28 protein-coding genes are annotated in these 26580 nt (G+C 67.7%); 19 read left to right on the top strand and 9 right to left on the bottom strand.

What is annotated here, in order from left to right; all coding sequences use genetic code 11:
• Positions 1–14: 14 nt before the first annotated feature.
• The 6 genes from ACIBX3_RS01080 (at position 15) to ACIBX3_RS01055 (ending at position 7264) form a co-directional block, all read left to right on the top strand.
• The gene (locus ACIBX3_RS01080; RefSeq protein WP_397111772.1) at positions 15–1622 is read left to right on the top strand and encodes an MFS transporter; all 1608 of its coding nucleotides are present in this window, start codon (positions 15–17) and stop codon (positions 1620–1622) included.
• 77 nt (positions 1623–1699) lie between these two features.
• A complete protein-coding gene (locus ACIBX3_RS01075; protein WP_305918338.1) occupies positions 1700–1960 on the top strand; it encodes a DUF3039 domain-containing protein in 261 nt (86 codons plus the stop codon).
• Between the two features lie 77 nt (positions 1961–2037).
• Positions 2038–2916 carry a zinc metalloprotease gene (locus ACIBX3_RS01070; protein ID WP_397111770.1) on the top strand — a complete coding sequence of 293 codons (879 nt, stop codon included), beginning with the start codon at positions 2038–2040 and terminating at the stop codon, positions 2914–2916.
• 26 nt (positions 2917–2942) lie between these two features.
• Positions 2943–4328, top strand: coding sequence for an MFS transporter (locus tag ACIBX3_RS01065; RefSeq protein WP_397111768.1), 1386 nt, complete (start codon positions 2943–2945; stop codon positions 4326–4328).
• An 82-nt stretch (positions 4329–4410) separates the two neighbouring features.
• A complete protein-coding gene (locus tag ACIBX3_RS01060) occupies positions 4411–5382 on the top strand; it encodes a hypothetical protein (protein WP_397111766.1) in 972 nt (323 codons plus the stop codon).
• Between the two features lie 124 nt (positions 5383–5506).
• Complete coding sequence (locus ACIBX3_RS01055; RefSeq protein ID WP_397111764.1) at positions 5507–7264, top strand: DEAD/DEAH box helicase; 1758 nt, start codon at positions 5507–5509, stop codon at positions 7262–7264.
• A gap of 145 nt (positions 7265–7409) precedes the next feature.
• Here ACIBX3_RS01055 and ACIBX3_RS01050 read toward each other — a convergent pair whose 3' ends face one another.
• Positions 7410–7925, bottom strand: coding sequence for a GNAT family N-acetyltransferase (locus ACIBX3_RS01050; RefSeq protein ID WP_397111762.1), 516 nt, complete (start codon positions 7923–7925; stop codon positions 7410–7412).
• A 367-nt stretch (positions 7926–8292) separates the two neighbouring features.
• Here ACIBX3_RS01050 and ACIBX3_RS01045 point away from each other — a divergent pair, with 367 nt between their 5' ends.
• Complete coding sequence (locus tag ACIBX3_RS01045) at positions 8293–9399, top strand: helix-turn-helix domain-containing protein (RefSeq protein ID WP_397111760.1); 1107 nt, start codon at positions 8293–8295, stop codon at positions 9397–9399.
• Positions 9400–10164: 765 nt separating this feature from the next.
• On the opposite strand, the gene ACIBX3_RS01040 is transcribed toward ACIBX3_RS01045, so the two are convergent.
• Both ACIBX3_RS01040 and ACIBX3_RS01035 read right to left on the bottom strand, forming a co-directional pair.
• Positions 10165–11421 carry a hypothetical protein gene (locus ACIBX3_RS01040; RefSeq protein WP_397111758.1) on the bottom strand — a complete coding sequence of 419 codons (1257 nt, stop codon included), beginning with the start codon at positions 11419–11421 and terminating at the stop codon, positions 10165–10167.
• Positions 11411–12514 carry a hypothetical protein gene (locus tag ACIBX3_RS01035; protein WP_397111757.1) on the bottom strand — a complete coding sequence of 368 codons (1104 nt, stop codon included), beginning with the start codon at positions 12512–12514 and terminating at the stop codon, positions 11411–11413. The genes ACIBX3_RS01040 and ACIBX3_RS01035 overlap by 11 nt, the downstream gene beginning before the upstream one ends.
• 565 nt (positions 12515–13079) lie before the next feature.
• Between ACIBX3_RS01035 and ACIBX3_RS01030 the strand changes: the two genes are divergently transcribed.
• Together ACIBX3_RS01030 and ACIBX3_RS01025 are read left to right on the top strand one after the other, a co-directional pair.
• Positions 13080–13307: a hypothetical protein gene (locus ACIBX3_RS01030; protein WP_397111755.1), complete on the top strand. Its 228-nt coding sequence runs from the start codon at positions 13080–13082 to the stop codon at positions 13305–13307.
• 178 nt (positions 13308–13485) lie between these two features.
• The gene (locus tag ACIBX3_RS01025; RefSeq protein ID WP_397111753.1) at positions 13486–13863 is read left to right on the top strand and encodes an STAS domain-containing protein; all 378 of its coding nucleotides are present in this window, start codon (positions 13486–13488) and stop codon (positions 13861–13863) included.
• Here ACIBX3_RS01025 and ACIBX3_RS01020 read toward each other — a convergent pair.
• The 3 genes from ACIBX3_RS01020 to ACIBX3_RS01010 all read right to left on the bottom strand — a co-directional run bounded on the left by ACIBX3_RS01020 (position 13860) and on the right by ACIBX3_RS01010 (position 16352).
• Positions 13860–14357 carry a hypothetical protein gene (locus ACIBX3_RS01020; RefSeq protein ID WP_397111751.1) on the bottom strand — a complete coding sequence of 166 codons (498 nt, stop codon included), beginning with the start codon at positions 14355–14357 and terminating at the stop codon, positions 13860–13862. The two genes, ACIBX3_RS01025 and ACIBX3_RS01020, sit on opposite strands and share 4 nt — an antisense overlap.
• 126 nt (positions 14358–14483) lie before the next feature.
• Positions 14484–15053, bottom strand: coding sequence for an isochorismatase family protein (locus tag ACIBX3_RS01015; RefSeq protein WP_397111749.1), 570 nt, complete (start codon positions 15051–15053; stop codon positions 14484–14486).
• A 15-nt stretch (positions 15054–15068) separates the two neighbouring features.
• On the bottom strand, positions 15069–16352 hold the full coding sequence (locus ACIBX3_RS01010) for a nicotinate phosphoribosyltransferase (RefSeq protein ID WP_397111747.1): 1284 nt from the start codon (positions 16350–16352) through the stop codon (positions 15069–15071).
• Between the two features lie 46 nt (positions 16353–16398).
• Here ACIBX3_RS01010 and clpS point away from each other — a divergent pair, with 46 nt between their 5' ends.
• The 5 genes from clpS (at position 16399) to ACIBX3_RS00985 (ending at position 19102) form a co-directional block, all read left to right on the top strand.
• On the top strand, positions 16399–16692 hold the full coding sequence (gene clpS / locus ACIBX3_RS01005; RefSeq protein ID WP_397111745.1) for an ATP-dependent Clp protease adapter ClpS: 294 nt from the start codon (positions 16399–16401) through the stop codon (positions 16690–16692).
• A 19-nt stretch (positions 16693–16711) separates the two neighbouring features.
• Positions 16712–17236, top strand: a complete 525-nt coding sequence (locus ACIBX3_RS01000) for a DUF2017 domain-containing protein (protein WP_397111743.1) — start codon at positions 16712–16714, stop codon at positions 17234–17236.
• A 9-nt stretch (positions 17237–17245) separates the two neighbouring features.
• Positions 17246–17647: a Mov34/MPN/PAD-1 family protein gene (locus ACIBX3_RS00995; protein ID WP_397111741.1), complete on the top strand. Its 402-nt coding sequence runs from the start codon at positions 17246–17248 to the stop codon at positions 17645–17647.
• A gap of 230 nt (positions 17648–17877) precedes the next feature.
• Positions 17878–18153: a MoaD/ThiS family protein gene (locus ACIBX3_RS00990; RefSeq protein ID WP_397111739.1), complete on the top strand. Its 276-nt coding sequence runs from the start codon at positions 17878–17880 to the stop codon at positions 18151–18153.
• Position 18154: 1 nt separating this feature from the next.
• Entirely contained in the window at positions 18155–19102 is a 948-nt protein-coding gene (locus tag ACIBX3_RS00985) for a PLP-dependent cysteine synthase family protein (protein WP_397111737.1), read from the top strand.
• A 178-nt stretch (positions 19103–19280) separates the two neighbouring features.
• On the opposite strand, the gene ACIBX3_RS00980 is transcribed toward ACIBX3_RS00985, so the two are convergent.
• Both ACIBX3_RS00980 and ACIBX3_RS00975 read right to left on the bottom strand, forming a co-directional pair.
• A complete protein-coding gene (locus tag ACIBX3_RS00980) occupies positions 19281–20978 on the bottom strand; it encodes a DUF3352 domain-containing protein (protein ID WP_397113353.1) in 1698 nt (565 codons plus the stop codon).
• 86 nt (positions 20979–21064) lie between these two features.
• A complete protein-coding gene (locus tag ACIBX3_RS00975; RefSeq protein ID WP_397111735.1) occupies positions 21065–21391 on the bottom strand; it encodes a hypothetical protein in 327 nt (108 codons plus the stop codon).
• Between the two features lie 109 nt (positions 21392–21500).
• Here ACIBX3_RS00975 and ACIBX3_RS00970 point away from each other — a divergent pair, with 109 nt between their 5' ends.
• The 3 genes from ACIBX3_RS00970 (at position 21501) to ACIBX3_RS00960 (ending at position 23959) form a co-directional block, all read left to right on the top strand.
• The gene (locus ACIBX3_RS00970; protein ID WP_397111733.1) at positions 21501–22292 is read left to right on the top strand and encodes a thioesterase family protein; all 792 of its coding nucleotides are present in this window, start codon (positions 21501–21503) and stop codon (positions 22290–22292) included.
• Between the two features lie 93 nt (positions 22293–22385).
• The gene (gene murI / locus ACIBX3_RS00965; protein ID WP_397111731.1) at positions 22386–23210 is read left to right on the top strand and encodes a glutamate racemase; all 825 of its coding nucleotides are present in this window, start codon (positions 22386–22388) and stop codon (positions 23208–23210) included.
• A complete protein-coding gene (locus ACIBX3_RS00960) occupies positions 23207–23959 on the top strand; it encodes an MBL fold metallo-hydrolase (RefSeq protein WP_397111729.1) in 753 nt (250 codons plus the stop codon). Before murI ends, ACIBX3_RS00960 begins: the two co-directional genes overlap by 4 nt.
• Here ACIBX3_RS00960 and ACIBX3_RS00955 read toward each other — a convergent pair.
• Positions 23944–25182, bottom strand: coding sequence for an MFS transporter (locus tag ACIBX3_RS00955; RefSeq protein WP_397111727.1), 1239 nt, complete (start codon positions 25180–25182; stop codon positions 23944–23946). The genes ACIBX3_RS00960 and ACIBX3_RS00955 overlap by 16 nt on opposite strands.
• Before the next feature lie 68 nt (positions 25183–25250).
• On the opposite strand from ACIBX3_RS00955, the gene rph reads away from it, so the two are divergent.
• Positions 25251–25970, top strand: coding sequence for a ribonuclease PH (gene rph, locus ACIBX3_RS00950; protein WP_397111725.1), 720 nt, complete (start codon positions 25251–25253; stop codon positions 25968–25970).
• Complete coding sequence (gene rdgB / locus ACIBX3_RS00945) at positions 25967–26557, top strand: RdgB/HAM1 family non-canonical purine NTP pyrophosphatase (RefSeq protein ID WP_397111723.1); 591 nt, start codon at positions 25967–25969, stop codon at positions 26555–26557. Before rph ends, rdgB begins: the two co-directional genes overlap by 4 nt.
• Positions 26558–26580: the final 23 nt, after the last annotated feature.

Below are 26580 nucleotides of genomic sequence, written 5' to 3'. Positions count from 1 at the left end.
TTGAGGGGGACTTCATGGCTCAAGCGAAGGCGGTTGACGTACCGTCCTCGCCCGGCCCTGCGAAGACGGGGACCGGGGGCAATCCGTGGCTCGTGCTGCTGGCGGTCAGCCTGGGCGTCATCATGGTGATGCTCGACGGCACGGTCGTGGGCATCGCGAACCCGTCGATTCAGCATGACCTCAAGGCGTCCCTGTCCGACCTGCAGTGGGTGACCAGCGGCTACCTCCTGGCTCTGGCGGTCTTCCTGATCACCGCGGGCAAGCTGGGCGACCTGTTCGGTCACAAGCGCGTCTTCCTGATCGGCGTGGCCGGCTTCGCCCTCTCCTCGGTGGGCATCGGACTCAGCGCCGAGCTGGCCGACATCATTCCCGGCGTCACGCCGGTCGGCGCGCTGATCGGGCTGCGGGTGCTGCAGGGCCTGTTCGGCGCGTTGCTCCAGCCCGCCGCGCTGGCGCTGCTGCGCAGCGCGTTCCCCGGTGAGAAGCTGAACCAGGCGATGGGGGCCTGGGGCGCCATCATCGGCCTGTCCAGCGCCGCCGGCCCGATCGTGGGCGGCCTGCTGGTCGAGAACGCGAGCTGGGAGACCGTCTTCTTCATCAACGCGCCCGTCGGCCTCGTCGCCCTGGTCATGGGCATCTTCCTGATCAAGGACACTCGCGCGCAGACGCTGGCGCGGATCGACTGGCTCGGCGTCCTGCTGCTGTCCGGTGCGATGTTCTCCCTCGTCTGGACGATCATCAAGGCGCCCGACTGGGGCTGGGGCGACAGCACGACCCTGACCTTCGTGGCCGTGTTCGCGGTGCTCATCGCCGCCTTCATCTTCTGGCAGAGCAAGGCCCAGAAGATGAACAGGCAACCGCTGGTCCCGCTCTCGCTGTTCAGGAACCTTTCGATCTCCATCGGCACCGTGCTCATGATGATGGTCGCGTTCGCGATGTTCGGCGCGATGTTCTTCCTGGGCTTCTTCTTCCAGGGCGTGCACGGCCTGTCCCCGCTGGAGGCCGGCCTGCGCATGCTGCCGATGAGCGCCGGCATGATCTTCGCCTCGCCGCTGGCGGGCATGGCGATCGGCAAGCTGGGCCCGAAGATCACGATGGCGGCCGGTCTGCTGATCACCGCACTCTCCATGTTCCTCATGTCCCAGCTCAGCATCGACGCGTCGTTCATCGAGAGCGGCATCCCGTTCCTGCTGCTGGCCTTCGGCCTCTCGCCGGTCTTCGTGGGCGCCACCGAGATCATCGTGGGCAACGCCCCGGTGGAGATGAGCGGGGTCGCCGGCGGTGTGCAGCAGTCGGCCATGCAGGTCGGCGGCGCTCTCGGCACCGCGATCCTGGGCGCCGTGATGGCCGCCGAGATCTCCAGCACGCTGCCCGGCCACCTCGGCCCGGCGGCCCAGGCCATCCCGGCCGCCCAGCTGGCGGGGCTGGAGAAGGCTGCCGCGTTCGGCGCGGCGCCGCCCGGGCTGCCGCAGGCGGTCGTCGACGCCGTGCACAACTCCTTCATGGACGGCATGCACGTGGCCTTCCTGGTGAGCACCGGCATCGCGGTGCTGACCGCGGCCCTGACCCTGTTCGTGAAGGCGGGCCGCAAGACCGAGAACGCGCCGGTCCACGTGGGCTGAGCCTCCGGCGTGTGTGTACGGCCCCCGCCGCGCGGCGGGGGCCGTACCGCTGTCCGGGCGGGCATAAAATCGATGGGGTGAGCACGAAGATCCTCCCAGAGCAGAAGACCACGCCGCAGACGTCGCACGGCGACGGTGATCACGAGCGGTTCGCGCACTACGCGGACAAGCACAAGATCACCGAGAGCATGGTCACGGGCACCCCCATCCGCGCGCTGTGCGGCAAGATCTGGGTCCCCAGTCGTGACCCCAAGAAATATCCCGTCTGCCCGGAGTGCAAGGAGATCTACGAAGGTCTGCCCGTGGGTGGCGGCGACCAGGGCGACAACAAGCAGTGAGTGTTGCTCAGAGGTAATCTCCCCAGGTAGGGCTACGGTCAGTACCCAGACCAGCTCATACCGTCATGGGGGATCGCATGGCCCGGCGCGTGACCGCCGTCTCGTTGGCATGCCTGCTCACAGTGGGGATCGCGCCACCGCTCCGGCTCGACGCCGCCTGGGCCGCCGCCTGCGCCCGGAGCCCGCACCGGAGCACGCCGGGGCCGCGCTCGCCCCGACCCCAGGACGTGGCCAAGGTCATGGCCGAACTCGGGCGGCGGCTGTCCGGGATCACACCGCCCGGCACGATCACCGTGCCCACCCGCGTGCACGTCATCACCCGAGGCGGCCGGCCGGTCTCCGAGCAGGCGATCAAGAGCCAGATCGCGGTGCTCAACTCCGCGTACGGCGGTGCCTTCGGCGGCGTGGACACCGGCGTGCGCTTCCGGCTCGACGGCATCTCCGTCCAGGAGAACGGCTCCTGGTTCGCCGACCCGGTCGGGCACGAGCGGGCCATGAAGACCGCGTTGCACAGGGGCGGGGCCGGCACGCTCAACCTCTACATCGCCCAGCTCAGCGAGATGATGCTGGGCTTCGCCAGCTACCCCTACTGGTACGCGGACGCTCCCCGGCTCGACGGCGTCGTGATCGACTGGCGCAGCCTGCCCGGCGGTCCGATGACCGACTACAACCGGGGCCTCACCGGCGTGCACGAGATCGGGCACTGGCTCGGCCTGTTCCACACGTTCGAGAACGGCTGCGAGGAGCCCGGCGACGGCATCGACGACACCCCGGCCGAGGCCAAACCGACCGAGGCGTGCCCGGTGCAGAAGGACACCTGCGCGGAGCCGGGGCACGACCCCACGCGCAACTTCATGGACTACGCCCACGACCGGTGCATGTCGGAGTTCACGCGGGGACAGGCCGAGCGCATGCACGAGATGTGGGCGGCGTACCGGCACAGCGCAGATGCCTAGATCGTGCGACAAATTACGATGAGTGGGTGACAGCACCAAAGGCACTCGACGCTCCCCACGTACCTCCCCGAATCTTCGGCCCCGCCTACCGCACCGCCAGTCTCGGCATCCTGCTGGTCGTCACGCTGATCGCATTCGAGGGCATGTCGGTCGGAGTGGTCATGCCCGACCTCGCCCGCGAGCTGCACGCCCTCGACCTCTACGGGCTGAGCTTCTCGGCCTTTCTCGTCTCCAGCCTGTTCGCGAATGTGGTGGCGGGGCTCTGGTCGGACCGGCGCGGGTACGCGGTGCCGTTCCTGGCCGGGCTGGCGCTGTTCGTGACCGGAATGGGGCTGGCCGGGGCGGCGCAGACGGCGGTGATGTTCCTGGCGGCCCGGGCCGTGCAAGGGCTGGGCGCGGGAGCCTCGTTCGTGGCGCTGTTCGTGATGATCGCCCGGGTCTATCCGGCCGAGATGCGGCCCAAGGCGTTCGCGGCGATCTCCGCCGCCTGGGTGGTGCCGTCCATGGTCGGTCCGGCCGTCGCGGGCTTCGTGGCGGGGAACTGGGGGTGGCGGTACGTCTTCTACGGGATCATCCCGCTCGTCGTGCCCGCGCTGGTGATGCTCGTCCCCGCGCTGCGCAGGCCCGCCACCTCCGACGAGGCGCCTTCGGAGGGGCCGCGCTCAAGACCGCTGGCGATGACGCTGGCCGCGGCCGCCACGGCCGGCGGCGCCGGGGTGCTGCTGCACGGAGTGGACCGGCTGCATCTCGCGCCGGCGATCGGCGCCGCCGAGACGGTGGCCGGGCTGTGCTTCGTGATCTACGGGCTGTACCGGCTGCTGCCGCAAGGCTCGCTGCGCTTCGTGCGCGGGCTGCCCACGACCGTGCTGATGCGCGGGTTGTTCACCGCCGCCTTCTTCGGAGTGAACTCCTTCATCCCGCTGGCGCTGCAGGACGTGAAGGGGTTCAGGCTGGAGGAGGCGGGGATCGCGCTGACGACCGGGGCGCTGGGCTGGTCGGCGGGGTCGTTCCTGCAGAGCCGGCGGACCGCGGAGCCGCACCGGAGGATCAGGCTCGCGGCAGCGGGCGTCACCGCGGGGATCCTGCTGTCCCTGTTCGCCGTGCTCCCCTGGATGACCGGCTGGGTCGCGGTGCCCGCGTGGATCGTGGCCGGGTTCGGGATGGGGCTCGGGATGGCGACCATCAGCGTCACGGCGCTCAAGCAGTCGCCGGTGAACGAGCAGGGCGCGAACTCGGCGGCGCTGACGGTGACGGACATGCTCGGGTCCGCGCTGGCGATCGGGATCGGCGGGGCGCTGATCAACCTGATCGGGCACTCCTCCGCCCAGATCGCCACCGGATTCCTCGTCATCTGCCTCCTCATGGCGGTCGTCGGGCTGAGCGCCGTCGTGCTCGCCGGCCGCATCCGCTGAATTCCGTCACTCCCGTCACAGCGATCACGGATCGCCGGAACCTCGTGGCGAGGAGTGATAGGACAGCGGACAAGGAGGTGTCATGGAGGGTGATCACCGTGTCTGGCCGCCGCTGCCGGGGGCCAGGCATCGCCGTACTCCTCCAGAGGACACGGAGCCCGTGTGGGGCCGAGCTCCGGCGCGCCCTGAGGAGGAGCCGGGACGGGGCCGGCGCGAACACGCGAGTTCTCGGCGGCCCCACCCGCTGGACCTCGGCCCGGCGGAGATCGAGGACCTCGATGAGCCGTGGAACCCCCGGATCCGCAGGACCGTGGAACGTGAGCCCGACGACGAGCCCGAATGGCCACCCCAGGGGGAGTGGCCCCCGGAGCCGGATCCGGCGTGGCCGCGGGTCCGCGGCCCGGCCCGTGATCTGGACCCCGATGAGCCGTCCTCGCCGTCCTGGGATTCGCTCCCTCCCTCCGCCCGGCTGTACGGCACCCCGGTGGACCCGGGAGCGCGCAGACGCGCGGGAGGGCGCGTGTGGCGGCGGTGGGCGGGCGTGCTGGCGGCGTTGCTGGCCGGCGCGGGGCTCGTGGCGGGGGCGACCACGGTGGTCTTACGGATCACCGCGCCGCCGATCGAGACGGGGCGGCTGACCGACGGGCTGGCCGGGGTGTCGGCGACGTTGCCGCAGGGGTGGCGCGTGGGGGCGGTGGCGCCCGTGACGGGGTTCACGTCGGTCGCCAGGGACGGGGGAGGGGGTCTGGTCATGGCCAGACCGGTGCCCGGGCCCGTGGAGAACGCCGAGAAGGCCACGGCGGAGGCGGCGGAGCTGTACTCCAGGCTCCTGCTCAAAGGGGATCGCGTGAGCATCGTCGAGGACAAGGAGATCCCCGGGGGACACACGCGGGCGCTGCGGGCGGAATACCGGGACGTGGTCAACCGGCCCGCGTTCCTGAGAGTGATGCTGATCACTCGTGGCGAGCAGGCCGTACTCCTCCTCGGGCTGCTCCAACCCGAGGAAACCGCACGCCGGCAGGCCCTGGACGCGGTCATGGCGAGGCTCAGATAAGCCACATAGCACGTGAGGAGAACCTTGGCCAGAATCCACGGCTCACGGCACGTCTTGTCGGTGGGCCCGATTACTCTTGGGTCACTGTGAGAGAGCGAAGCACACGAACCCCAGGGGTGATGCGGTGAGCACCTTCGCCGCGTCCCATCTTTCGCCTTCCTATCCAGACCGGGCCGCATGGGGCACCGCCCCCAAGCTGCGCGCGTGGCAGCAGGAGGCCTTCGACCTCTACTTCACGCGCGAGCCGCGTGACTTCCTCACCGTGGCGACGCCGGGCGCGGGCAAGACGACCTACGCCCTGCGCATCGCCAGCGAGCTGCTCTCCCGCGGGGTGATCAGGGCGATCACCATCGTGACCCCGACCGAGCACCTCAAGCGCCAGTGGGCCGACGCCGCCGGGAAGGTCGGCATCGGCATCGACCCCGAGTTCAAGAACAGCCAGGGCACGACGTCCCGGGACTACACCGGGGTCGCCGTGACGTACGCGCAGGTCGCCATGCACCCCGCCCTGCACAGGGCGCGCACCGAGGCGCGCAAGACGCTGATCATCTTCGACGAGATCCACCACGCGGGCGACGCCAAGTCGTGGGGCGACGGCGTGCGGGAGGCGTTCGAGCCCGCCGCTCGCCGGTTGCAGCTCACCGGGACGCCGTTCAGGTCGGACGACAACCCGATCCCGTTCGTCGGCTACGAGGAGGACGCCGAGGGCTTCAAGCGCAGCGTCGCCGACTACTCCTACGGCTACGGCCCCGCCCTCGACGACGGGGTCGTGCGCCCGGTGATCTTCCTGGCCTACTCCGGGGAGATGAAGTGGCGAACGCGCGCCGGCGACGAGCTCGCCGCGACGCTCGGCACCCCGCTCACCAAGGACCAGCTCTCGCAGGCGTGGCGGGCCGCGCTCGACCCCAAGGGCGACTGGATCCGCCAGGTCATGCAGGCCGCCGACCGCCGCCTCACCGAGGTGCGCCGAGGCGTTCCCGACGCGGGCGGCCTGGTCATCGCGACCGACCACGAGACCGCCCGCGCCTACGCCCGCCACCTGCGCAACATCACCGGCGAGGGCGCCACCGTGGTCCTCTCCGACGACCCCGGCGCCTCGAAGAAGATCAAGCAGTTCGCCGCCTCGCAGGACCGCTGGCTGGTCGCCGTGCGCATGGTCTCGGAGGGCGTCGACATCCCCCGGCTGTGCGTGGGCGTCTACGCCACCTCGACCTCGACCCCGCTCTTCTTCGCCCAGGCGGTGGGCCGTTTCGTGCGCGCCCGCAAGCGCGGCGAGATGGCCTCGGTCTTCCTCCCCTCGGTGCCCACGCTCATGGGCCTGGCCAACGAGATGGAGGTGGAGCGCGACCACGTACTCAACAAGCGGCCACCTGAGGACGGCCTCGACGACAGCCTCCTGGAGCAGGCCAACCGCAAGAAGGACAATCCTGACGTCCTCGGGGATGAGCTGCCGTTCGAGACGATGGAGACGTCGGCCACGTTCGACCGGGTCCTGTTCGACGGCGGAGAGTTCGGCACGGGAGCGGAGATCGGCTCCGCCGAGGAGGAGGACTTCATCGGCCTGCCCGGCCTGCTGGAGCCCGACCAGGTGGCCACGCTCCTGCGCAAGCGGCAGTCGGACCAGCAGGCCGCCAAGCGGAAGCAGCAGACGTCGGCCGACCAGCCGAGTGAGACGCTGGCGCCGCACGAGCAGATCGCGGAGTTGCGGCGGGAGCTCAACGGCCTGGTCGGCGCCTGGAACCACCGCACGGGGCAACCCCATGGGGTGATCCATTCGGAGCTGCGGCGCGCGTGTGGCGGCCCGCCGATCGCCCAGGCCACGGCCGAGCAGATCCAGGAACGCATCGACATGATCCGCCGCTGGGCCACCCAGCGCCGCTGAACGGCTCCCGGCGCCGTTCGAGGGGCGTCTCCGGACGGCCCTGGAGCGGCCCAGGGGGTGAATTCCGGCTTCCTCCAGCCACGCGAGGTCCCGGCCGCCCGCCGCGCCGCGGCGAGGTCGTGCGGTGGGGCGCGGGAGAGCCGGCTCATGTGAAGCGGTTGGGGCCCAGTTGCCGGACCATGATGCGGCACACCTCCGGCCGCCGTTCCCTCCTGCCGTCCGCGTGGTAAACGACCTCTGTCGTGGCCACCTGCCCATGAGGCCACTCCACGAACCCCCGCCGGCGGTACAGCCGCTGGGCGTCGAGATTGTCCAGTCCCACCCCCAGGGCGACCTGCCGGTGGCCGGTGGCGAAGAGGCGGTCCTCGGCCGCCCACAGCAGCATCGTCCCGATTCCCTGATTACGCCGCCCGGCCACGACCTCCAGATGGGTGAGCAGCGCGACGCCGGGTAAGTGGGTCCGCAGCTCCGGTTCCTCGGCGGGCGCCAGCCACACGTACACGTCGCCCACCGCCACATCCCGCTCCCAGGCGACGAGGAGGACCCCGTGCCCCGCTTCCTGCTTGGAGAGCCGGTCGCGGAAATAGGTTTCCTGGCCGAAGGAGCGGACGACGGCACGGAGATCCGCACGGACGGCTTGGCGTATGTCGGGTGTCCCCACGGAACGACAGATTCCCGTCTGCGCTCGGGCGAAGCAGCGCGGGGGTGCTTGGTACATGCCAGCGCGTGGAGGCGTCCGACATCTTTCTATCCTGGTCCATTCCCGTGGCTAGAGCTCATGGGGTCCGTGACATGAACCGCCTCGCCTCCATTCACTTTACTTAACCAAATATTGCAACTTTGTATGTATCCGGATAATTATGGGCGCAGCCGAGCAAGTGTGGTGAGGTGAGGCGAGGGCTGGGATGTGCGTACGGTTCTCACGCGTAGACCGTTCCGTTACGGCCTAGCTGCGGATTCTCCATCGACTCCGCCGCTCGAATGGGCGTTCACTAGAAATTAGTGAAGTTCACACGAGTGAGGCTGGGATGAGCGGTGACGATTCCGCGCGGACCGCGCTCGCGCGGCGCCTGCGCGAGCTCCGCGACAGCCGATGGCCTGACGTGCGGGTCACCCAGGCCCAGCTGCGCGACGCGTTCGGGATCAGCGTTCCGCTGATCTCGTCCTGGGAGTCGACCTCGGCGATCAAGATCCCGCCGTTACACCGGCTGGAGAAGTACGCCACGTTCTTCGCGACCAAACGATCGATCGACAACGGCAAGGCGCGCGTGCTCCCGCTGACCGAGCTGACCGCGGACGAACGCGACGAGCGCAAGAGGCTCCTCGCCGAGCTGACCCGGCTCCGCCAGAGCACGTTGCGGCACCAAAGCGCCGGAGACGCCGCCGAGTCCGAGCCGATCGACGACGGCTACGCCCGGGGCCCCTGGCACTTCCTCCCGGGCGAGCCGATCACGATCATCTGTTCGCGCATCCCCGAAGAGGACCGCGCCAAGATCCCGAACCCGGATCCCATGAACGCCAACTACATCGAGTTCTACAAGTACTCGGACCTGGACTCCCTGGTCGAGCTGTGGGGCAGCGTGCGGGCCGCGAACCCGTTCAGCCCGACGGCGATCCGCACCACGGACGACCTGAACTCCGACGATCTGACCACGCACGTGGCGCTCCTGGGCGGGGTGGACTACAACGCGGTCACCGCGTCCACGCTCGCCCGCATCGAGCTCCCGGTGCGGCAGGTCCCGGACTGGGAAGGCGAGAGGGGACCGTATTTCGAGGTCAAAGAGGGTGACGACACGCGCCGGCACTATCCGGTCACGGAGGGGGCCGGCGATAACCTACGGCTGCTGGAGGACGTCGCCTTTTTCTATCGCGGAGTCAACCCCTACAACGTCGAACGCACGTTGACCATATGCAATGGGATGTACGCCAGAGGCGTGTACGGGGCGGTACGAGCGCTGACCGACATTCGATTCCACGAGCGGAACGCCGGCTATATTCGGTCGCGTTTCGGCACCGCCGAGTCGTACAGCATTCTCATGCGGGTCGGGGTCCAAGGCACAGTCGTCCTCACACCGGACTGGACTATTGATAGGTTCCGGCTGCACGAGTGGCCGGGGGAAGCCGGTCGAGGATGAAATAGGAGCTGCCATTACGAAGACTATGGTTGATCGTATTCCGTCCGTTCGAAGTCACAATCCCATGGATATTCTGGCCGAGCTGCATGACCATGATCCGGCATACTTCCGGCCGGAACTCATGCCTGCCGTGGTGGTAAACGACCTCTGTCGTGGCCGCCTCGCCATGCGGCCACTCCTCGTAGCCTGGCATCTGTGCAGGCGCTATGTGCCATCATTGTCCAGCCTCGCCCAAGGGCGACCTGCGTGTGCCCGACCGCGAAGAGTCGCTTTCTCGGTGGCCAGTAGGAGCATGCCTCCGATGCTTTGATCGGGGCGCGAGGGAACGACCTCAAGATGTGCCGGCAGGGCGACATTCGCTAGGTGTGCCCGCAACTCTTGCTCCTCGGCGGCGCCTACCAGACGTAGACATTCCCACGGCCGCGTGCCGCTGCCGGTCAGCCCCGTAGGAACCCGCGCCCGTGGCTTGCGAGCTAGGCTTTCGATGAAATACTGACCCTGTCCGAGCCGCCGTATGATGGCCTATACGCAATGATATCCAAGTTGATCGATCCGCTTGTATTGGTTGTGCTGCGCGGGTTGCGATGTGTCGAGACGGGTTCCGGGATTGATGCTGGCTGAGCGGCCGAGAACGGTAAGTGGAAACGGACTTGACCATGGCTACTCGTTTGGAAGTAACCGATCGACCCGGCACGGGATATCTTCATGAAGGTCCTGTCCCTGCGTAGAGAATCGGGCCAGTGACGTGGATCGGTTGCGGATCCCTTATCGTGCACTATGTCGTCGAGGATGGAGTGGATGCATTTTGCGTGCATGCTGTACTTTGTGAGTTGTTCGGGAATCAGCTGGTATGTCATGCCGCTGCATGGACATCCACCAACGCAATTTCGGCATCCCGTCCCTGGTCAGCCATTTAATCGCGTCGGCGGCCAAGGACTTCAGTTGCGGGGTCTCGGCCAAGTAATCGGCCCATTGACGGCGGTCTTCCATCCAGGCCTTGAGGTAGGAGACGCAGAGTTGCTCGTTGATGAGGTCGAGGCGGCCGAGCGCGGCTTGCAGTGAACTCACCATGGCCTGCGGGTTCGCCGCCAAGCACGCCGGGAGTCGCTTGACGCGCCGGTGCACATCATTGATGAACACCTTGCGCTCGGCGAGGAACCTCCTCCAGTGTGCCGGGTCGGTCGCGGCCTCCCATCCCGTCCCCTCCTTCCCGTCGAGGAGCCAGTACACGCCCTCCGCCAGCACGTCGCCGAGTTCCTGGTCCCGTGCGCGAATGGGTCGGTCGAATGGGTCGTACGGGCGTTGTGCGACCGTTCCGGTGACCGCGAGCGGACGTAGTGACTTCTCGCCCAGCAGATAGAACCAATCCTCGTTGTAGATATTGGGAAAGAATGAGGGGTTGCGCGTCGTCTCGATGGCCAAGGCGCCGCCGCCCACGAAGGAGTCCTGGCATCCTCCTGAGAGCCGGTGAGCGTGGCAGACCACCGAATTGTCCGGGTAGCCGCCGATATACATGCCTACTGCGTCGTAGGTGTCGAGCAGAGTCGCCGCTCGCGAGACTTCTTCGGGACTGCTCACCTCAATGTCGTCGTCGAGGAAGACAATACGTTCCCAACCCATGAGCCGGGCCAGCAGCAGGCCCATGTTACGTTTTGCGCCGAGGTCTGTCGCGCGGGCGAACGGTGTGTTCTTCAGCAGGGCCGTCGTTTTGAAATCCGGTAGGTTCAGGAAAGTCGGATTATCGATGTCGATCGCGATGAACTTGACGTTCGCCGGCATCAGAAGTGCCGCGAGCTCTGCTTTACTCCATTTACCGCTATGCAGCGTCACGAGCGGGCAGTCGAGTTCGGCCGCCAGGTGGATTACATGTGCCAGCCACTTCGGATGCCGTATGGTGGGGACGACGATGGCATCGATGGTCCCGGGTTCCGCGACTACGCGTCCGACGGAGTGTTCGTCTACTAGATGCCTGTGGGAGTCGTGGTGGTGACCCGCCATGATCTGTGCGATTTCAGCCTCCATCACCGGGCTCCGGCCATTCGTGTAACCGGGACGCATCGATGGTCCAATCCGGAGTAAGAGTGATCCGTCCTTCCATCGCGACGCGAGTGAGAATGCTGTACGACGTGGCGGTGTCGAAACGGGTATGCAGGTAGGCCGCGTTCCTCTCGCGGAACTGTTCGTCGGTCAGCGCCCGGACGGCACCGTACACCCCTCGGGCGTACATCCCGTTGCAGATCGTCAGGGTCCTCCTGACATTGGCTGGGTTGATGCCGCGATAGTAGAATCCAACGTCCTCGAGTAATTGCTTATCCTGGGAGCCGTGGATTACGGGATAGTATCTGTGTGTGTCGCCGCCATCGTCCACCTCGAAATAAGGTCCCTTCTCGCCGCCCCAGTCAGCTACCTGGCGGACTGGTAGCTTGATTCTCTCAAGCATGGAGGCGGTGATCCGGTTGTAGTCGATCCCGCCCAGCAGCACCAGGTGGGTCGAGAGGTCCTCTGAGCGTAGATCTTCGGCGGTGCGCAGGGTGACTCGGCTATGTGGGTTCATGGCACGAAGGTGACCCCACAGTTCGAACAACGAGTCCAGATCAGAATACTTGTAGAACTCGACGTAGTTGGGGGCGGCGGGATCGGCGTTCGGGATCTTGGCGAGGTCCTCTTTCGGTAGCTGGGAGCAGATGATCGTGATCCGATTGCCGTCGGTGAAGTGCCAGGGATCCTGGAACGGAAGGTTCTGCGCGGAACGGGGTTCCGGGATCGGGTCGGTGCTCCGAGAGCGCAATGCCGCACCGCGTAGCCGGAGCAACTCATCCAGCAGGATGCGGCGCTGGTGCAGTTCGTCCTTGGTCAGTTCGGAAGGCGAAAGCACGCGTGCCACATCGTTTTCGATCGACCGCTTGGTGGCGAAGAACGCCGCGTACATCTCGAGCCTGTGCTGGGGCGGGATGGTGGGCTTCTTGGTGGATTCCCAGGACGAGATCAAGGTGGGGCTGATCCCCATGGCCTCATGCAATCGTGCCTGGGTGATTTCCATACCCGGCCAGTGATTCTTGCGTAGGTCGCGTAGCCGGCGTGCCAGGGCCTCCGGAAGAGCGTCTTCCACCTTCACGCCTCCATGACCTGTACTTCAAGTCTTCAGTTAACATCACCTGAGTGTCCACGTCGAGGCAGAGCGGGCGTTCACCTCGCCAGAGCCCGTGCGAGCAGATCCGGGCCTGACAGGAGGGGTGAGCGAGTCGGACGATGCTCCTCCGTGTCGAACTCATGTATTCAGTGAAGCACGCTGAACTTCAGCAGGGCCATGTGGTCCCCCCGTTTCGATGGTGGAGAGATCAAGCCGACTGGGTCACGGTCCCGTATCTTAAGTTTCGAAATACGGAACCATTGTCAAAGTCTTCTGAAGTTCTTCGGACCTCAGCAAAAAACCGCTGATCAGCGTATCGACCTACACTTCACATGAAACTGTCGATATGAATGGTTTTTGCTTGTCAGGCCTTGCGATGCGATCGCACAATGAGATAGCCGGACGCCAATGGAAACTTTGTCCGGTCTCAAAGTGCCGGCACCCCACGCAGAACAGACGACGGACACCCCCATGACGAGGCCAATCATCACCGGAGGTGTCCGCGAAGCAAGGTTTCTGTCACAGCGCGTCTCCGCACCAGGGAAAACCTATGAAGACGACTCTAGCCCTCCACCTCGCGGTGGCAATGCCCCCTTCGGCCGACGCCAAGAGCGTGTCCCTCCTCATCCTGGCCGTCATGATCACGCTGGTGGTGGCGGCGATCCGCTGGGTGGCCCGGCGGACCCGGATCATCGTGATGATCAGCGGTACCGGCGTCCTGCTCGTGATCCTCGCCGTTCTTCTCCTCGCCTACCTGATCACCTTCAGCCCGGGCTGAAGGTGTCGTCGCGCGCGGCGCATCGCCCCCCAGCGCTGCGCGCGTCCAGGTACGCCCCCCCGCTCCCGCCGGGCACCTATGCATTTGGACACAGAGCAGTGACCTCCTGTTAGAAGCCCAGCGGAAGCGGCAACAACCTCTCTTGGCTCGTCTTGAGATGTGCAGAAGGACTTCACCCATGTCATCTGAGGCCTACCGCAAGTCGACGCTCAGCGTCACTTCAGGCCTCTCGCGCAACGCTGTCATCATCAGGCTCGAGGGCGAGCTCGACGTCAACGCGGTGCCCGTCCTGCGTGAGCACATGCAGCCCATCTGGGATCTGCCCCCGCACCCGTTCCTGATCCTGGACCTCGCCGAGGTGACGTTCTGCGACTCGATAGGGATGAACGAGCTCATCAGCGTCATGCAGCGGTGCGAGGCCCGGGGGACCAGGTTGCTGCTCGGGGGGGTTCAGGGGGTCATGGCCAGGGTGCTGTCGATCACCGGGCTGCGGCATGCGTTCGAGGTCTTCGCCAAGTTCGACGACGCGTTGCGGCTGGCCGTGGCCCCGCCCTAGCCCGGCCGGTCAGCCTCCGGGATCCGGCGGCCGTTGCGGCCGTCCACCGGGACACGGCCCGATTTCTCCGGTAGCGGGACCGTGACCGCGGCGGTGTCCCCTTTGACTCGTACGGGCACCGCGGGGCCGCCGGAACCCCGGCCCGTCCGCACCCAGATCAGCAGCCGTCTCCCTTCGGTGCGGACCCAGACCTCGGCCGTCTCGCATTCGTGCCGATCGGCGGCCCAGGTCAGGACGAGAGCCCTGCCGACCCTCGCGGACCCGGGAGCCGGGGTGCGAGGGTCGCAGGCGGGCGGTGGTGAAACGTCGTGGGACACGACGGAGGCGTCGGGGATGGGGTGCCGGCGGATGTGATCCATGGCGATCGTCCCGCCTTCCAGCAGAACCAGGGTGAGGATCGCGGCCACGCGCTCACCGGCGCTGCCCTTGACGAGGAGCCACAGGCTGAGGGGTGCGAGGAGCAGCCAGGCCACACCTAAGGAGAGGGCCAGCATGGGGAGACCTCCCACGACGAGGACGACGTGTTACTCTCCGTACTGCTTCAGATGCGGAGAGGGTTCGTCCTCTTGGATACCACATCACCTCAGCGTTGCCCACCGCGTACGCTTCGTTATCGACGGTCAGCCCACGGCGGGCGCGCCTCGCAGGGTGGCGCCCGCGTCCGTCAGCTCGGCCATCGCCGACTCGGCAGTGCCCGGGGAGACTCCCGCCGTGAGGTCCAGCAGCACTCGGACCGCCAGCCCGTGCTTGACCGCGTCCAGCGCGGTGGCGCGCACGCAGTAGTCGGTGGCGATGCCCACCACGTCGACCTGGTGCACCCGGCGCTCATTCAGCCACTCGGCCAGCGTCACCCCGTCGCCGGACGTGCCCTCGAAGCCGCTGTACGCCGCCGTGTAGGCCCCTTTGCTGAAGACCTCCTCCACCGCGGAGACGTCGAAGGACGGATGGAAGTCGGCCCCTGGCGTGCCCGCCACGCAGTGGGGCGGCCAGGTGGAGACGTAGTCGGGCGTCTCCGAGAAGTGGCTGCCGGGGGAGACGTGGTAGTCGCGGGTCGCCACCACGTGGTCATAGCCGTGCTCGGCCACGTGGCGGGTGATCGCCGCCGCCACCGCGGACCCACCCGCGACCGGCAGGCTGCCACCTTCACAGAAATCGTTCTGCACATCGACGATGATCAGCGCTGAGCCCATAAACAGCACGATATGTCATGCGAATTCGGTGGGGACGGCCGCGTACCCCCGGCCGAGGTGGAGGGCCTCCAGCGGCAGCGTGGCGACCGCGAGGGCGTGGCGTTCGCGGGCGGCGGACAGCGGCTCCCCTCCGACGACCTCGCCGTCGCGCACCAGCTCGTGCAGCAGCGGGATGCCGCCCTCCGGGACCACGCCGCCAGTGGTGATCAGCTCGGTCTCGAGGTGGCCGGAGTCGTCCAGCAGCCGGTACGCCTCCTTGCGGCCGCCCCGCGACGGCTTGCCCACCGAGCGCTTGGCCACGGGTTCCAGCTTCCCGGTGGCCGTCTCACGCGCCACCAGCTTGTACACCAGCGCCGCCGTCGGCACCCCCGACCCGGTCACCAGCGAGGTCCCGACGCCGTAGCCGTCCACGGGGGCGGCGGCGAGCGCGGCGATGGCGTACTCGTCCAGGTCGGAGGTGACCAGGATGCGGGTGTTGAACGCGCCCAGCGCGTCGAGCTGCTCACGCACCTCCTGCGCCGCCGCGGCCAGGTCTCCCGAGTCGATGCGGACCGCGCCCAGCTTCGGACCGGCCACCTCCACCGCCGTGCGCACGGCGCCCGGCACGTCGTACGTGTCCACGAGCAGCGTGGTCTCGGGGCCGAGCGAGGCGATCTGGGCCTCGAACGCGGCCCGCTCCGAGTCGTGCAGCAACGTGAACGCGTGGGCCGCCGTGCCGGCCGTGGGGATGCCGTACACGCGCCCGGCCATCAGGTTGGAGGTCGAGGCGAACCCGGCGATGTACGCGGCCCGCGCGGCGGCCACCGCCGCGCTCTCGTGCGTCCGGCGCGAGCCCATCTCGATGATCGGGCGCTTGCCCGCCGCGTTGGTCATGCGGGAGGCGGCGGAGGCCATCGCGCAGTCGTGGTTCAGGATCGACAGCGTCAGCGTCTCCAGCAACACGGCTTCGGCGAACGTGCCCTCCACGATCATGATGGGGGAGGCGGGGAAATAGAGGTCGCCCTCGCGGTAGCCGTAGATGCTCCCGGAAAACCGGTAATCGGCCAGAAATGCCAGAGTGGCCTCGTCAACGACCCGGTGCTCGCGCAGATAGGTGAGTTCCTCGTCACCGAAACGGAAGCGTTCGAGCTCGTCGAGGACACGTCCCGTCCCGGCGACAACCCCGTAGCGCCGCCCGCCCGGCAGGTGCCGGGCGAACACCTCGAAGACCGCGCGCCGGTGCGCCGCACCGCTCCGCAGGGCCGCCTGCAGCATTGTCAGCTCATAGTGATCTGTGAGCAACGCAGTGCTCATGGTCATTGTCACGACTCGAAGACTACGGCCCGGATAGGGCAGACTCGGGGATGTGGGTACCACCGCTCCATTCGCCGTCGAGCGTCCGTCATCGGACGTCCGGCCCGATCTGCCCTGGGTAACCATCGTCTGGAACGACCCGGTCAACCTCATGTCCTACGTGACCTACGTTTTCCAAACGGTCTTCGGCTACACCAAGGAGAAGGCCGAGAAGCTCATGCTGGACGTACACCACAAAGGCAAGGCGGTCGTGTCCAGCGGCACGCGCGAAGAGATGGAACGCGATGTGCAGATTCTCCACTCCTACGGTCTGTGGGCGACGCTCCAGCCGGATTCGGTCAAGTAGGCCACGTGAAGAGGTGCCTGTGAGTTCGGGGTTCTCGCCGGGCAAGGGCGGCGGAGTCGTCGCGCGGTTCGAGGCCGCGGAGGTTTCGCTGCTGCGCTCGCTCGTGTCGATGATGCTCGGGCTCGTGTCGCCGGGGGAGACGAGCGACGATCCGCTCGAGCGCGCGCTGGGCATCGGGGCAAGCGAGGTTCCGACCGACCCGGTGCTGGCGCGCCTGTTCCCGTCGGCGTACGAGGACGACAAGGACGCGGCGGAGTTCCGCCGTTACACCGAGGCCACCCTGCGCGACGGCAAGCGCGCCGACGCGCAGACCGTCCTCGACACGGCCAGGTCCGGGCACGCCGATCTCACGCCCGAGCAGGCCCAGGCGTGGCTGCGCGCGCTCAACGACATACGCCTCACGCTCGGCATCAAGCTGGAGGTGACCGAGGAGGTCCACGACGAGATCGCCATGATGTCCGAGGACGACCCCCGATATCCGGCCTACGTCACCTACGACTGGCTGACCTACCTCCAGGACAGCCTGGTCCGGGCGCTCTGGTAATTTCCGGGCATGCTCTCGATCTCGCAGGAACTGGCTGACAAGATCGTCGCCCATGCCCGCGCCGACCACCCCGATGAGGCGTGCGGCGTGATCGCGGGCAAGAACGGCGTGCCGGAGCGGTTCGTCCCGATGGAGAACGCCGAGCGCTCGCCCACCTTCTACCGTTTCGACTCCATGGAGCAGCTGCGCGTCTGGCGCGAGATGGACGACCTCGACGAGGAACCCGTCGTGATCTACCACTCTCACACCGCCACCGAGGCGTACCCGTCGCGCACCGACGTCTCCTACGCCTCCGAGCCCAACGCGCACTACGTCCTGGTCTCCACCAGGGAGGAGGACAAGGTCGAGTTCCGCTCGTACCGGATCCTCGAAGGAGTGGTCACGGAGGAGGAGGTAAGGTTTCTCCCATGATGGTCCGGCCGGTGCAGAGCTTCCTCTTCGCACACACTCCGGCTGTCGTCGTTTACGACTGTCCCATGAGAAAACTGCCGCCCCACTGCCGCTACGGTCCCAGCCGGGCGCGACAGTAGGCGGCAGTCTCACGAGCAGGTTTCTCATCGGAAGCTTCCGTGGAATCCGGATTCAGCCGTCGGCGTTGCATGCCGATGGGACGACGACATGACCTGAGGAGACTGACCGCGATGGCCATCGAGGTTCGCATTCCGACCATTCTGCGCAACTACACCGACGGCGCGAAGGCCGTGAGCGCCGAGGGCGCCACCCTCGACGAGCTGATCACCAATCTGGAGTCCCGCCACCCGGGCATCAAGGGCCGCCTGATCGACGACGCGGGCGGCCTGCGCCGCTTCGTCAACGTCTATCTCAACGACGAGGACGTGCGCTTCCTCGGCGGTCTCGGCACCCCGGTGTCCGACGGCGACACGGTGACCGTGCTCCCTGCCGTCGCCGGCGGATGACATGCGCTTCGAATCGCTGATCGACTCGGTGGGGCGGACTCCGCTCGTCGGCCTGCCGAGGTTGTCGCCGTCCGCCGACGTACGCGTGTGGGCCAAGCTGGAGGACCGCAACCCGACCGGCTCGATCAAGGACCGGCCCGCGCTGTGGATGGTCGAGCAGGCCGAGAAGGACGGCCTGCTCACGCCCGGCTGCACGATCCTGGAGCCCACCAGCGGCAACACCGGCATCTCGCTGGCGATGTCGGCCAAGCTCAAGGGCTACAAGCTGATCTGCGTCATGCCGGAGAACACCTCGGAGGAGCGGCGGCAGCTCCTGCGCATGTGGGGCGCGAAGATCATCTCCTCGCCGGCGGCCGGCGGCTCCAACGAGGCCGTACGCGTCGCCAAGGAGCTCGCGGCGCAGAACCCGTCCTGGGTGATGCTCTACCAGTACGGCAACCCGGCCAACTGGCGCTCGCACTATGAGACCACCGGTCCCGAGATCCTCGAGGATCTGCCCACCGTCACGCACTTCGTGGCCGGGCTGGGCACGACGGGGACGCTGATGGGGGTGGGGCGGTTCCTGCGCGAGCGGGTGCCGGGCGTGCAGATCGTCGCCGCCGAGCCGCGTTACGGCGAGCTGGTCTACGGCCTGCGCAACGTGGACGAGGGTTTCATCCCCGAACTCTACGACGAGTCGGTGCTGACCACCCGCTTCTCGGTCGGCTCCGCGGATGCGCTGCGGCGCACCCGCGAGCTGCTGGCCGCGGAGGGCATCTTCGCCGGGGTCTCGACCGGGGCCGCGCTGCACGCGGCGCTCGGGGTGGCCAGGAAGGCGGTCAAGGCGGGCGAGCGCGCCGACGTCGTGTTCGTGGTGGCCGACGGCGGTTGGAAATACCTGTCCACGGGCGCCTACGAGGGCACCCTGGAGGAGGCGGAAGAGCGCCTCGAAGGCCAGCTCTGGGCCTGACCCAGGCCCAACGGCTCATCGTCGCGGACGTGACTCAACACGAAAGGGCGGCCGGTTCACCGAACCGGCCGCCCCTTTTCGCTGGGGTCAGTTGAACAGGACCCGCATCGAGAACGTCGCCTCGGTGTCGGTCTGCGTGCCGCTGACCCCGATGGCCTTCAGCACCTGCAGGTTGGCCTTATCGTCGCCCTGCATGGACTTCAGGTAGAGGTTCTCGACCTTGTCCAGGTCGACGAAGAGCGCGGACGTCGCGTCGCCGGCGTTGGGGATCGCCGTCTGGAACGTCTCCGAGTCGCCCAGCGTGCCCTCCCCGGCCAGCTTCTTGGCGTACTCGTCCGTCGTCGCCACCGTGAACACGCCGTCGCCGGCGACCTTGGCGATCTGCGGAGCCGGCTGGCCGCTGGAGGCCATCGCCTTCTGGATCTTGTCGGAGGATGGCCTGCGCCTTGGCCGGGTCGGTGGCGATCCGCACGCCGCCCTTGATCTGGTTGGTGTCCAGGCCCTCGCCGTCCACCGCGAGCGTGAAGTTCTTGCCGAACACGGTGGCCAGGTCAGCGGGCAGCTCCAGGCCGAACTGGGTCTTGGCCTGCTGGATGAGCTGCGAGACCCCCGCTTGCTTCTCGATCTCGGGCCACTGCTTGGTGACCATCTGGTCCAGGCCGGAGAACGACAGGGCGCCGGCTGTGGTGGCGGGCAGGGTGCCCAGGTCGGCCTTGGGCAGGTCGCCCTCGGGGTTCATGCCCTTGGCGCCGCGCACCGTGCCGGCGAGCTCGACGTAGGCGCTGTCGAAGCGGAGGGCGCCGGCGAACCTGGCGTCCTTGACCTGGTCGAGAGCCGCCTGCTGGTCGGCGGGGAGCTCCTTCTTGGCCAGCTCCATGAGGCCGCCCATGTCGGCCCAGAACGAAAGCACACCCTGCTCGCCGACCGCACCCATGTCGTCGCTGAACTCGGCGTTGTCCGCGAGGCTGTCCCCGGCCTGGGCGTACTTGTCGGCCAGCGCCTGGGTGGGCGTGAGGAGGGCGTAGTCCTCGCGGAAGGCGATGCCGTACTTGTCGCCGTCCATGAGCTTGGCGATGCCGGCCTTGGCCTGCGCCTCGTCCTTGACCTGGACGGCGACGGCGAAGTCGGGCTCCTCCTTGCCGGAGGGGACGGCGGCGAAGCCGATCCTGCTGCCCAGCCACGGGTCGACGTCCTTGGCGAAGTCAATCTTGTCGTCTGAGTCCTTGTTGATCGTGTCGAACAGCGCCTTGCGCGGGTCCTCGCCCGTGAAGGAGTCCTTCGTGACCGTGAACTTCCTGGCCAGCTGGAAGAGCGCGAGCTTCTGGTTCGCCGCCGGGTCCAGGTCCAGGCGGGCGTAGGCGATGGAATTGGCCGGCAGGACCTCGTCCGGCTGCGTGCCGCCGCCGCCGATCGCGCCAACGGCCCACACCGCGCCGCCGCCCAGCAAGATCACCGCGAGCGCCGCCGCGGCCGCGATGATCCAGGTCTTGCGGCCCTTCTTGGCCGGCTCAGAGGGGCCGTAGCCCTCGGGGCCCTGCTGCTGCCAACCTTGCTGCGCGTACTGGCCCTGCTGCTGCCAGCCCTGCTCCTGGTTCCAACCGCCCTGCTGCACCTGCTCCTGCTGCCAGCCACCCTGTTGCGGTTGCTGCTGGTAGCCGGGCTGGCCGTGCTGCTGCCCTTGGGGCGCCCCGTAGGCGGGCTGCTGCTCGTACGCCTGCTGCGGGTTGTACGGCTGCTGCTGACCATAAGACCCCTGCTGCCCCTGCTGGGGCTGCTGGCCATAGGGCTGCTGAGGCGGGTACGGCTGCCCCTGGTTCCAGTTGTACGCCGTGGTCCGGTCAGGATCCTGGCCGTATGGGGGATTATTCGCAGACATCACTCAACTCACAATGTGGACTTTTGGCCACACCGAAGCTAATGGATGTTGCTTGTCAGGCGCTTGCAAAGTGCTGAAGTTGAGATTCAGGCTCTGGTGAGCTCCTTCCTGAGCATGGCGATGTGGACCTCGCCGTCGCCGTAGTCGGTGATGCCCGCCCACGGCACGAACGTGCACCCGGCGTAGACCACGCGCGCCAGCGCGCGGGTCAGCCAGGTCGAGCGTCCCTCACGGTCGCGGGTGAGTCCGAGCAGGAGCGGGGCGCGCAGGCTCGACACGACGAGGCCGTAGACGGTGTGGCTCTGCTGGAGCTCTCCCTTGTGCTTGACCACTCGGATGTCGACGACGTGACCGACCCACACCCCATTGGCGTCCCAGACGGACTGACCTATGAGTTCGGTAACAGTTGTCATGATCAAACCGTCTCAGCTTGGTTGCGTTTCCGCAGGTAGGCGCGCTGATGGGGGAATGCTCTAAAGTGAGTGGCTAACAGAATATAGTTCCAGCTTGAGGTAGGGGCGGATGACCAAGTTCGACGAGGCCACGCAGGCGATCAAGGTCGACGACGGCACCTATGACGTGTGTCTCGATCCCGGCTACGCGATCGGCGGGCCGTTGAACGGCGGCTACCTCATGGCGGTGATCCTGCGGGCGGCCGTGGACGCCTCGCCGTTCGAGCATCCGGTGAGCACGACCGCGCAGTTCCTCAAGGCGCCGGTGGCCGGGCCCGCGCACGTCAGGGTCGAGCCGCTGAAGGCGGGCAGGACGGCCGCGTTCGCCAGGGCCACGCTCGTCCAGGACGGCGTGGCGCAGATCGAGAGCTTGATCACGACGGCCACGCTGAACGACGTCGAGCCGATTTATGCGGAAAAAGCGGCTTATGACATGCCGTCTCTCGACGACTGCGCCAAGCTCCCCGACCCCAAGCCCGAGTCCGGCATGAACCTGAACGGCCAGATGGAGCTGCTCTTCGACCCGCCCACGATCGGCTGGCTGACCGGCGCGCCCACCGGCCGGCCCGAGTCGCGGGCGTACTTCAGGATGGCCGAGCCCCAGGACCCGGATCCGTACGTGCTGGCGCTGGCCGTGGACGCGCTGCCGCCCGTGGTGTTCTCGGCCGGTCAGCGCGGCTGGGCGCCGACCGTGGACCTCACCTGGCACCTGCGCGCGCTGCCCGCGCCCGGCTGGCTCACGCTGCTCGGCAGCGGCCGGCTCGTCTCCGACGGGTGGTTCGACGAGGAGGTCGAGGTACGCGACTCCACCGGCCGTCTGATCGCCCAGTCACGCCAGCTCGCACGCGTCGGCAGAGGCTGATGTGAGCAAGACAACACCGCATCAGGCCCAGGCGTACCAGGTGTGAGGATTCTTACGCAGTGTTGATCGTGCAGGTCGCTTACGCTCTGAAGCGTGCCGGACACGAGTATTGGGATCTTCGACAGTGGGGTCGGCGGCCTGACGGTCGCCCGCGCGATCATCGACCAGTTGCCCCATGAGTCCATCATCTACGTGGCCGACACGGCCCGACAGCCGTACGGGCCCAAGCGCATCGCGGAGGTCCGCGCCCACGCCCTGGAGGTGATGGACCACCTCGTCGAGCACGACGTCAAGATGCTCGTGATCGCGTGCAACAGCGCCAGTGCCGCCGTGCTGCGCGACGCCCGCGAGCGCTACGACGTGCCCGTCGTCGAGGTGATCCAGCCCGCGACCAGGCGCGCGGTGCGGGCCACCCGCAACGGCAGGGTCGGCGTGATCGCCACCAGGGCCACCATCGAGTCCATGGCGTATCACGACGCCTTCACCGCGGCTCCCGACGTACAGCTCACCGGCGTGGCCGCCCCACGCCTGGTGGAGTACGTCGAACGAGGCGAGACGATGAGCGACGAACTCATCGAGGTCGTGCGCGACTACCTGGAGCCCATCAGGGCCGCCGGGTGCGACACTCTCATCCTCGGCTGCACCCACTATCCGCTGCTCACCGGCGCGATCTCGTACGTCGCCGGTGACGAGGTCACGCTGGTCTCCAGCGCGGACGAGACGGCCAAGGACGTCTACCGGATCCTGCACGACCGCGAACTGGCGGCGGGAAGTGAGGCCACCCCCCGGCACCGCTTCCGCGCCACCGGCGACTCCCTGCTCTTCGCCCGGCTCGGGCGACGCTTCCTGGGCCCGGAGATCGATGTGGTCGAAGTCGCTCCAGTGGGGGGTACTACCTCTAACGGGAGGCCCACATGAAGGTGACCATCGTCGGATGCTCGGGCAGCTACCCGGGTCCCGACAGCCCAGCGTCCTGTTACCTCCTCGAGGCGGACGGGTTCAGGATGTTGCTCGATTTCGGCAGCGGGTCGCTCGGCGCGCTCCAGCGCCACATCGGCCTGTACGACGTGGACGCGATCTGCCTGTCCCACTTGCACGCTGACCACTGCCTGGACATGTGCGGATATCACGTGGCGCGGACGTACGGGCCCGCGGCGCCGTACCCCAAGGTGCCCGTCTACGCGCCCGCCAACGCCCCCGTCCGGCTGTCGGCCGCGTACGGGATGCCGGACGAGCCCGGCCTGGAGACCGCGTTCGACTTCGTGCCCCTGACCCCCGGCTCGTTCGAGATCGGGCCGTTCACGCTCACCGCGGGCCTGGTCAACCACCCGGTCGAGGCGTACGGCTTCCGCGTCGCGAGCGGCGGCAAGTCCGTGGCCTACTCCGGCGACACCGGCGAGTGCGACGAGCTGGTGAGGCTGGCCTCGGGCACAGACCTCCTGCTGTGCGAGGCGTCTTTCATCGAGCAGCCCGACCTGCCCACCGACCTGCACCTCACCGGTCGCCAGGCCGCCGAGCACGCCGCCAAGGCCGACGTCGGCAGGCTCGTGCTCACCCATCTCGTCCCATGGAACGACCAGGCCACCGTGCTCGACGACGCCTCCAAGGGCGGCTACCACGGGCCCGTCGAGCTGGCGCGCAGCGGCGCGGTCTACGACCTGGCCTGAATCTCGGTGAAGTCCCGCATGCGGGGCAGCGGCGAGAACAACAGCGGCACGAACGCCAGTGCCCGGCCCGCCAGGAACACCCACAGCGCCTGACGTACCCCGATCTGCTGGGCGACGATGCCGCCGAGCAGCGCGCCCAGCGGCATCGTGGCCCAGGACACGAACCTCACCGAGGCGTTGACCCGGCCGAGCAGGTGCTCGGGGGTCACCGACTGCCGGTAGGTCATCTGGCCCACGTTCGAGAGCACAGCGCTCCACGAGATCATGATCGAGGTGATCGCGAAGCACACCGCCCGCCAGTCGGCCTGCGTCATCGGCAGCAGCAGGGCGAACGGCGCGCCCACCGTCACGGCCAGCCACGTCATTCTGGCCGTGCCATATCTCCTGGACAGCCACCCTCCGGTCAAGCCGCCGATCAGCCCGCCGATACCGCCCGACATGAGGAGCAGGCCGATGAGGCCGGGCGCCAGCTCTACCTCATCGGCCAGGAACAGCACCGACAGGCCGACCACGCCGCTGACGCAGAGGTTGCCGATCGCCGAAGAGGTCACGAACATGCGCATCAGCCGGTCGTGCCACACGTACGCCAGCCCTTCGGCCATCCCGCGCAGGAGTGGCGGGTGCTCGGCGTCCTTGGGCGGCTTGTCCGGCGTCTTGATCGAGTTCAGGAAGAGCACCGAGGCGAGCGCGCTCAGCGCGGTGGCGAACAGCGTCCGCGAGGCGCCGAGCAACTGCACCAGGGCGCCGCCCAGGCCCGGTCCCGTCAGGACCGCCGCCGCGCGCGCGACCTCCATCTTCGCGTTGCCGTCGGTGAGCTGCCTGCTGTTGATCAGCTTGGGAAGGTATGTCTGGTCCGCCACGTCGTTGAAGACCTGCGCCGTGCCCGCCAGCAGGGCCACCGCGAACATCATCTCGATCGACAACACACCCAGTTCGGCCGCCAGCGGGATGCTTCCGAGCAGCACGAACCTCGCCAGGTCGGACACCACCATCACCTGCCGCCTGCGCAGCCTGTCGACCCACACCCCCGCGGGCAGGCCGATCAGCAGGTACGCGGCCGTCTGCAGCGACGCCAGCAGGCCGACTTCCACGGGGCCGGCGTGCAGCGCCATCACGGCCACCAGTGGGAGCGCCACACGGGAGATATTCGCCCCGAGTTCGTTGGCGAGGTGCGAGCTGAGGAAGCGGAGGAAGTCAGGGTTTCGCAACACCCCCGTTGTCATTGCGTAAGGATCCATGTGTCGGACACATTTGGTCAAGAGCATTGGGGCGCGGAGATAGGGTGATCTGCATGTCCAGACAGGATGGCCGCAACCCTGACCAGCTCCGCCCCATTACCATCACCAGACATTGGCTGGCGCACGCCGAGGGCTCGGTGCTGGTCGAATTCGGCGGCACCAAGGTGTTGTGCGCGGCCTCGGTCCAGGACAGCGTGCCGCGCTGGCGAAGGGGCAGCGGCCAGGGCTGGGTTACGGCCGAATATGCCATGCTTCCGCGGGCGACCAATACTCGTAACGATCGCGAATCGGTCCGCGGCAAAATCGGCGGCAGGACTCACGAGATTTCGCGGCTGATCGGCCGTTCCCTGCGGGCGTGCGTCGATTACAAGGCGTTGGGCGAAAACTCCATTCTGCTGGACTGTGACGTCCTGCAGGCCGACGGCGGCACCAGGACCGCCGCGATCACCGGCGCCTACGTCGCGCTGGCCGACGCGGTGGCCTGGATGCGCGAGCGCCGCATGTGCCCGGGAGACCCGCTGATCGACTCCGTCTCGGCCGTCTCCGTCGGCGTGGTCGGCGCGGTGCCGCTGCTCGACCTCTGCTACAGCGAGGACGTCGCCGCCGAGACCGACATGAACGTCGTCATGACGGGGGAGGGCAGCTTCGTGGAGGTGCAGGGCACCGCCGAGGGCGCCCCGTTCGACCGCGCCGTGCTCGACCAGCTCCTCGACCTGGCCGTGGCGGGTTGTGAGGAGTTGACGCTGATCCAGCAGGAGGCCCTGGAGTCATGAGGATCGTGCTGGCCACCCGCAACGCGGGCAAGATCGCGGAGTTGCGCCGCATCCTGTCCGGCTTCGACATCGTCGGCCTCGAGGAGTTCCCCTCGATCGGCGAGGTCGCCGAGACGGGGGTCACGTTCGAGGACAACGCCCTGCTCAAGGCGCACGCCGTCGCGCAGGGCTCAGGGCTGCCCGCGGTCGCCGACGACTCCGGGCTCTGCGTCGACGTGCTGGGCGGCATGCCGGGCGTCTTCTCCGCCCGCTGGTCGGGGCGGCACGGCGACGACCAGGCCAACCTCGACCTGCTGCTCGCCCAGCTCTCCGACGTGCCCTCGGACAGGCTGACCGCCCACTTCGCCTGCGTCGCCGCGCTGGCGCTGCCCTCCGGCGATTCCCGCGTGGTCGAGGGCACGCTGCCGGGCCGCCTCGTCCCCACGCCGCGCGGCTCCAACGGCTTCGGGTACGACCCGATCTTCGTGCCCGACGGCCACGACCGCACCACGGCGGAGATGTCGCCGGACGAGAAGGACGCCATCAGCCATCGGGGGCGGGCCTTCCGCGCGCTCGCGCCGATCGTGCGCGAGCTGGTGACCTCGTAACCATCGCGTAAGAACCCCGTGGC

Origin of the sequence: Nonomuraea sp. NPDC049480, assembly GCF_044465905.1 — a bacterium.
Lineage (GTDB): Bacteria > Actinomycetota > Actinomycetes > Streptosporangiales > Streptosporangiaceae > Nonomuraea.
Note: the sequence above shows the minus strand (reverse complement) of the source record. Positions and strands in the feature narration are given on the sequence as shown.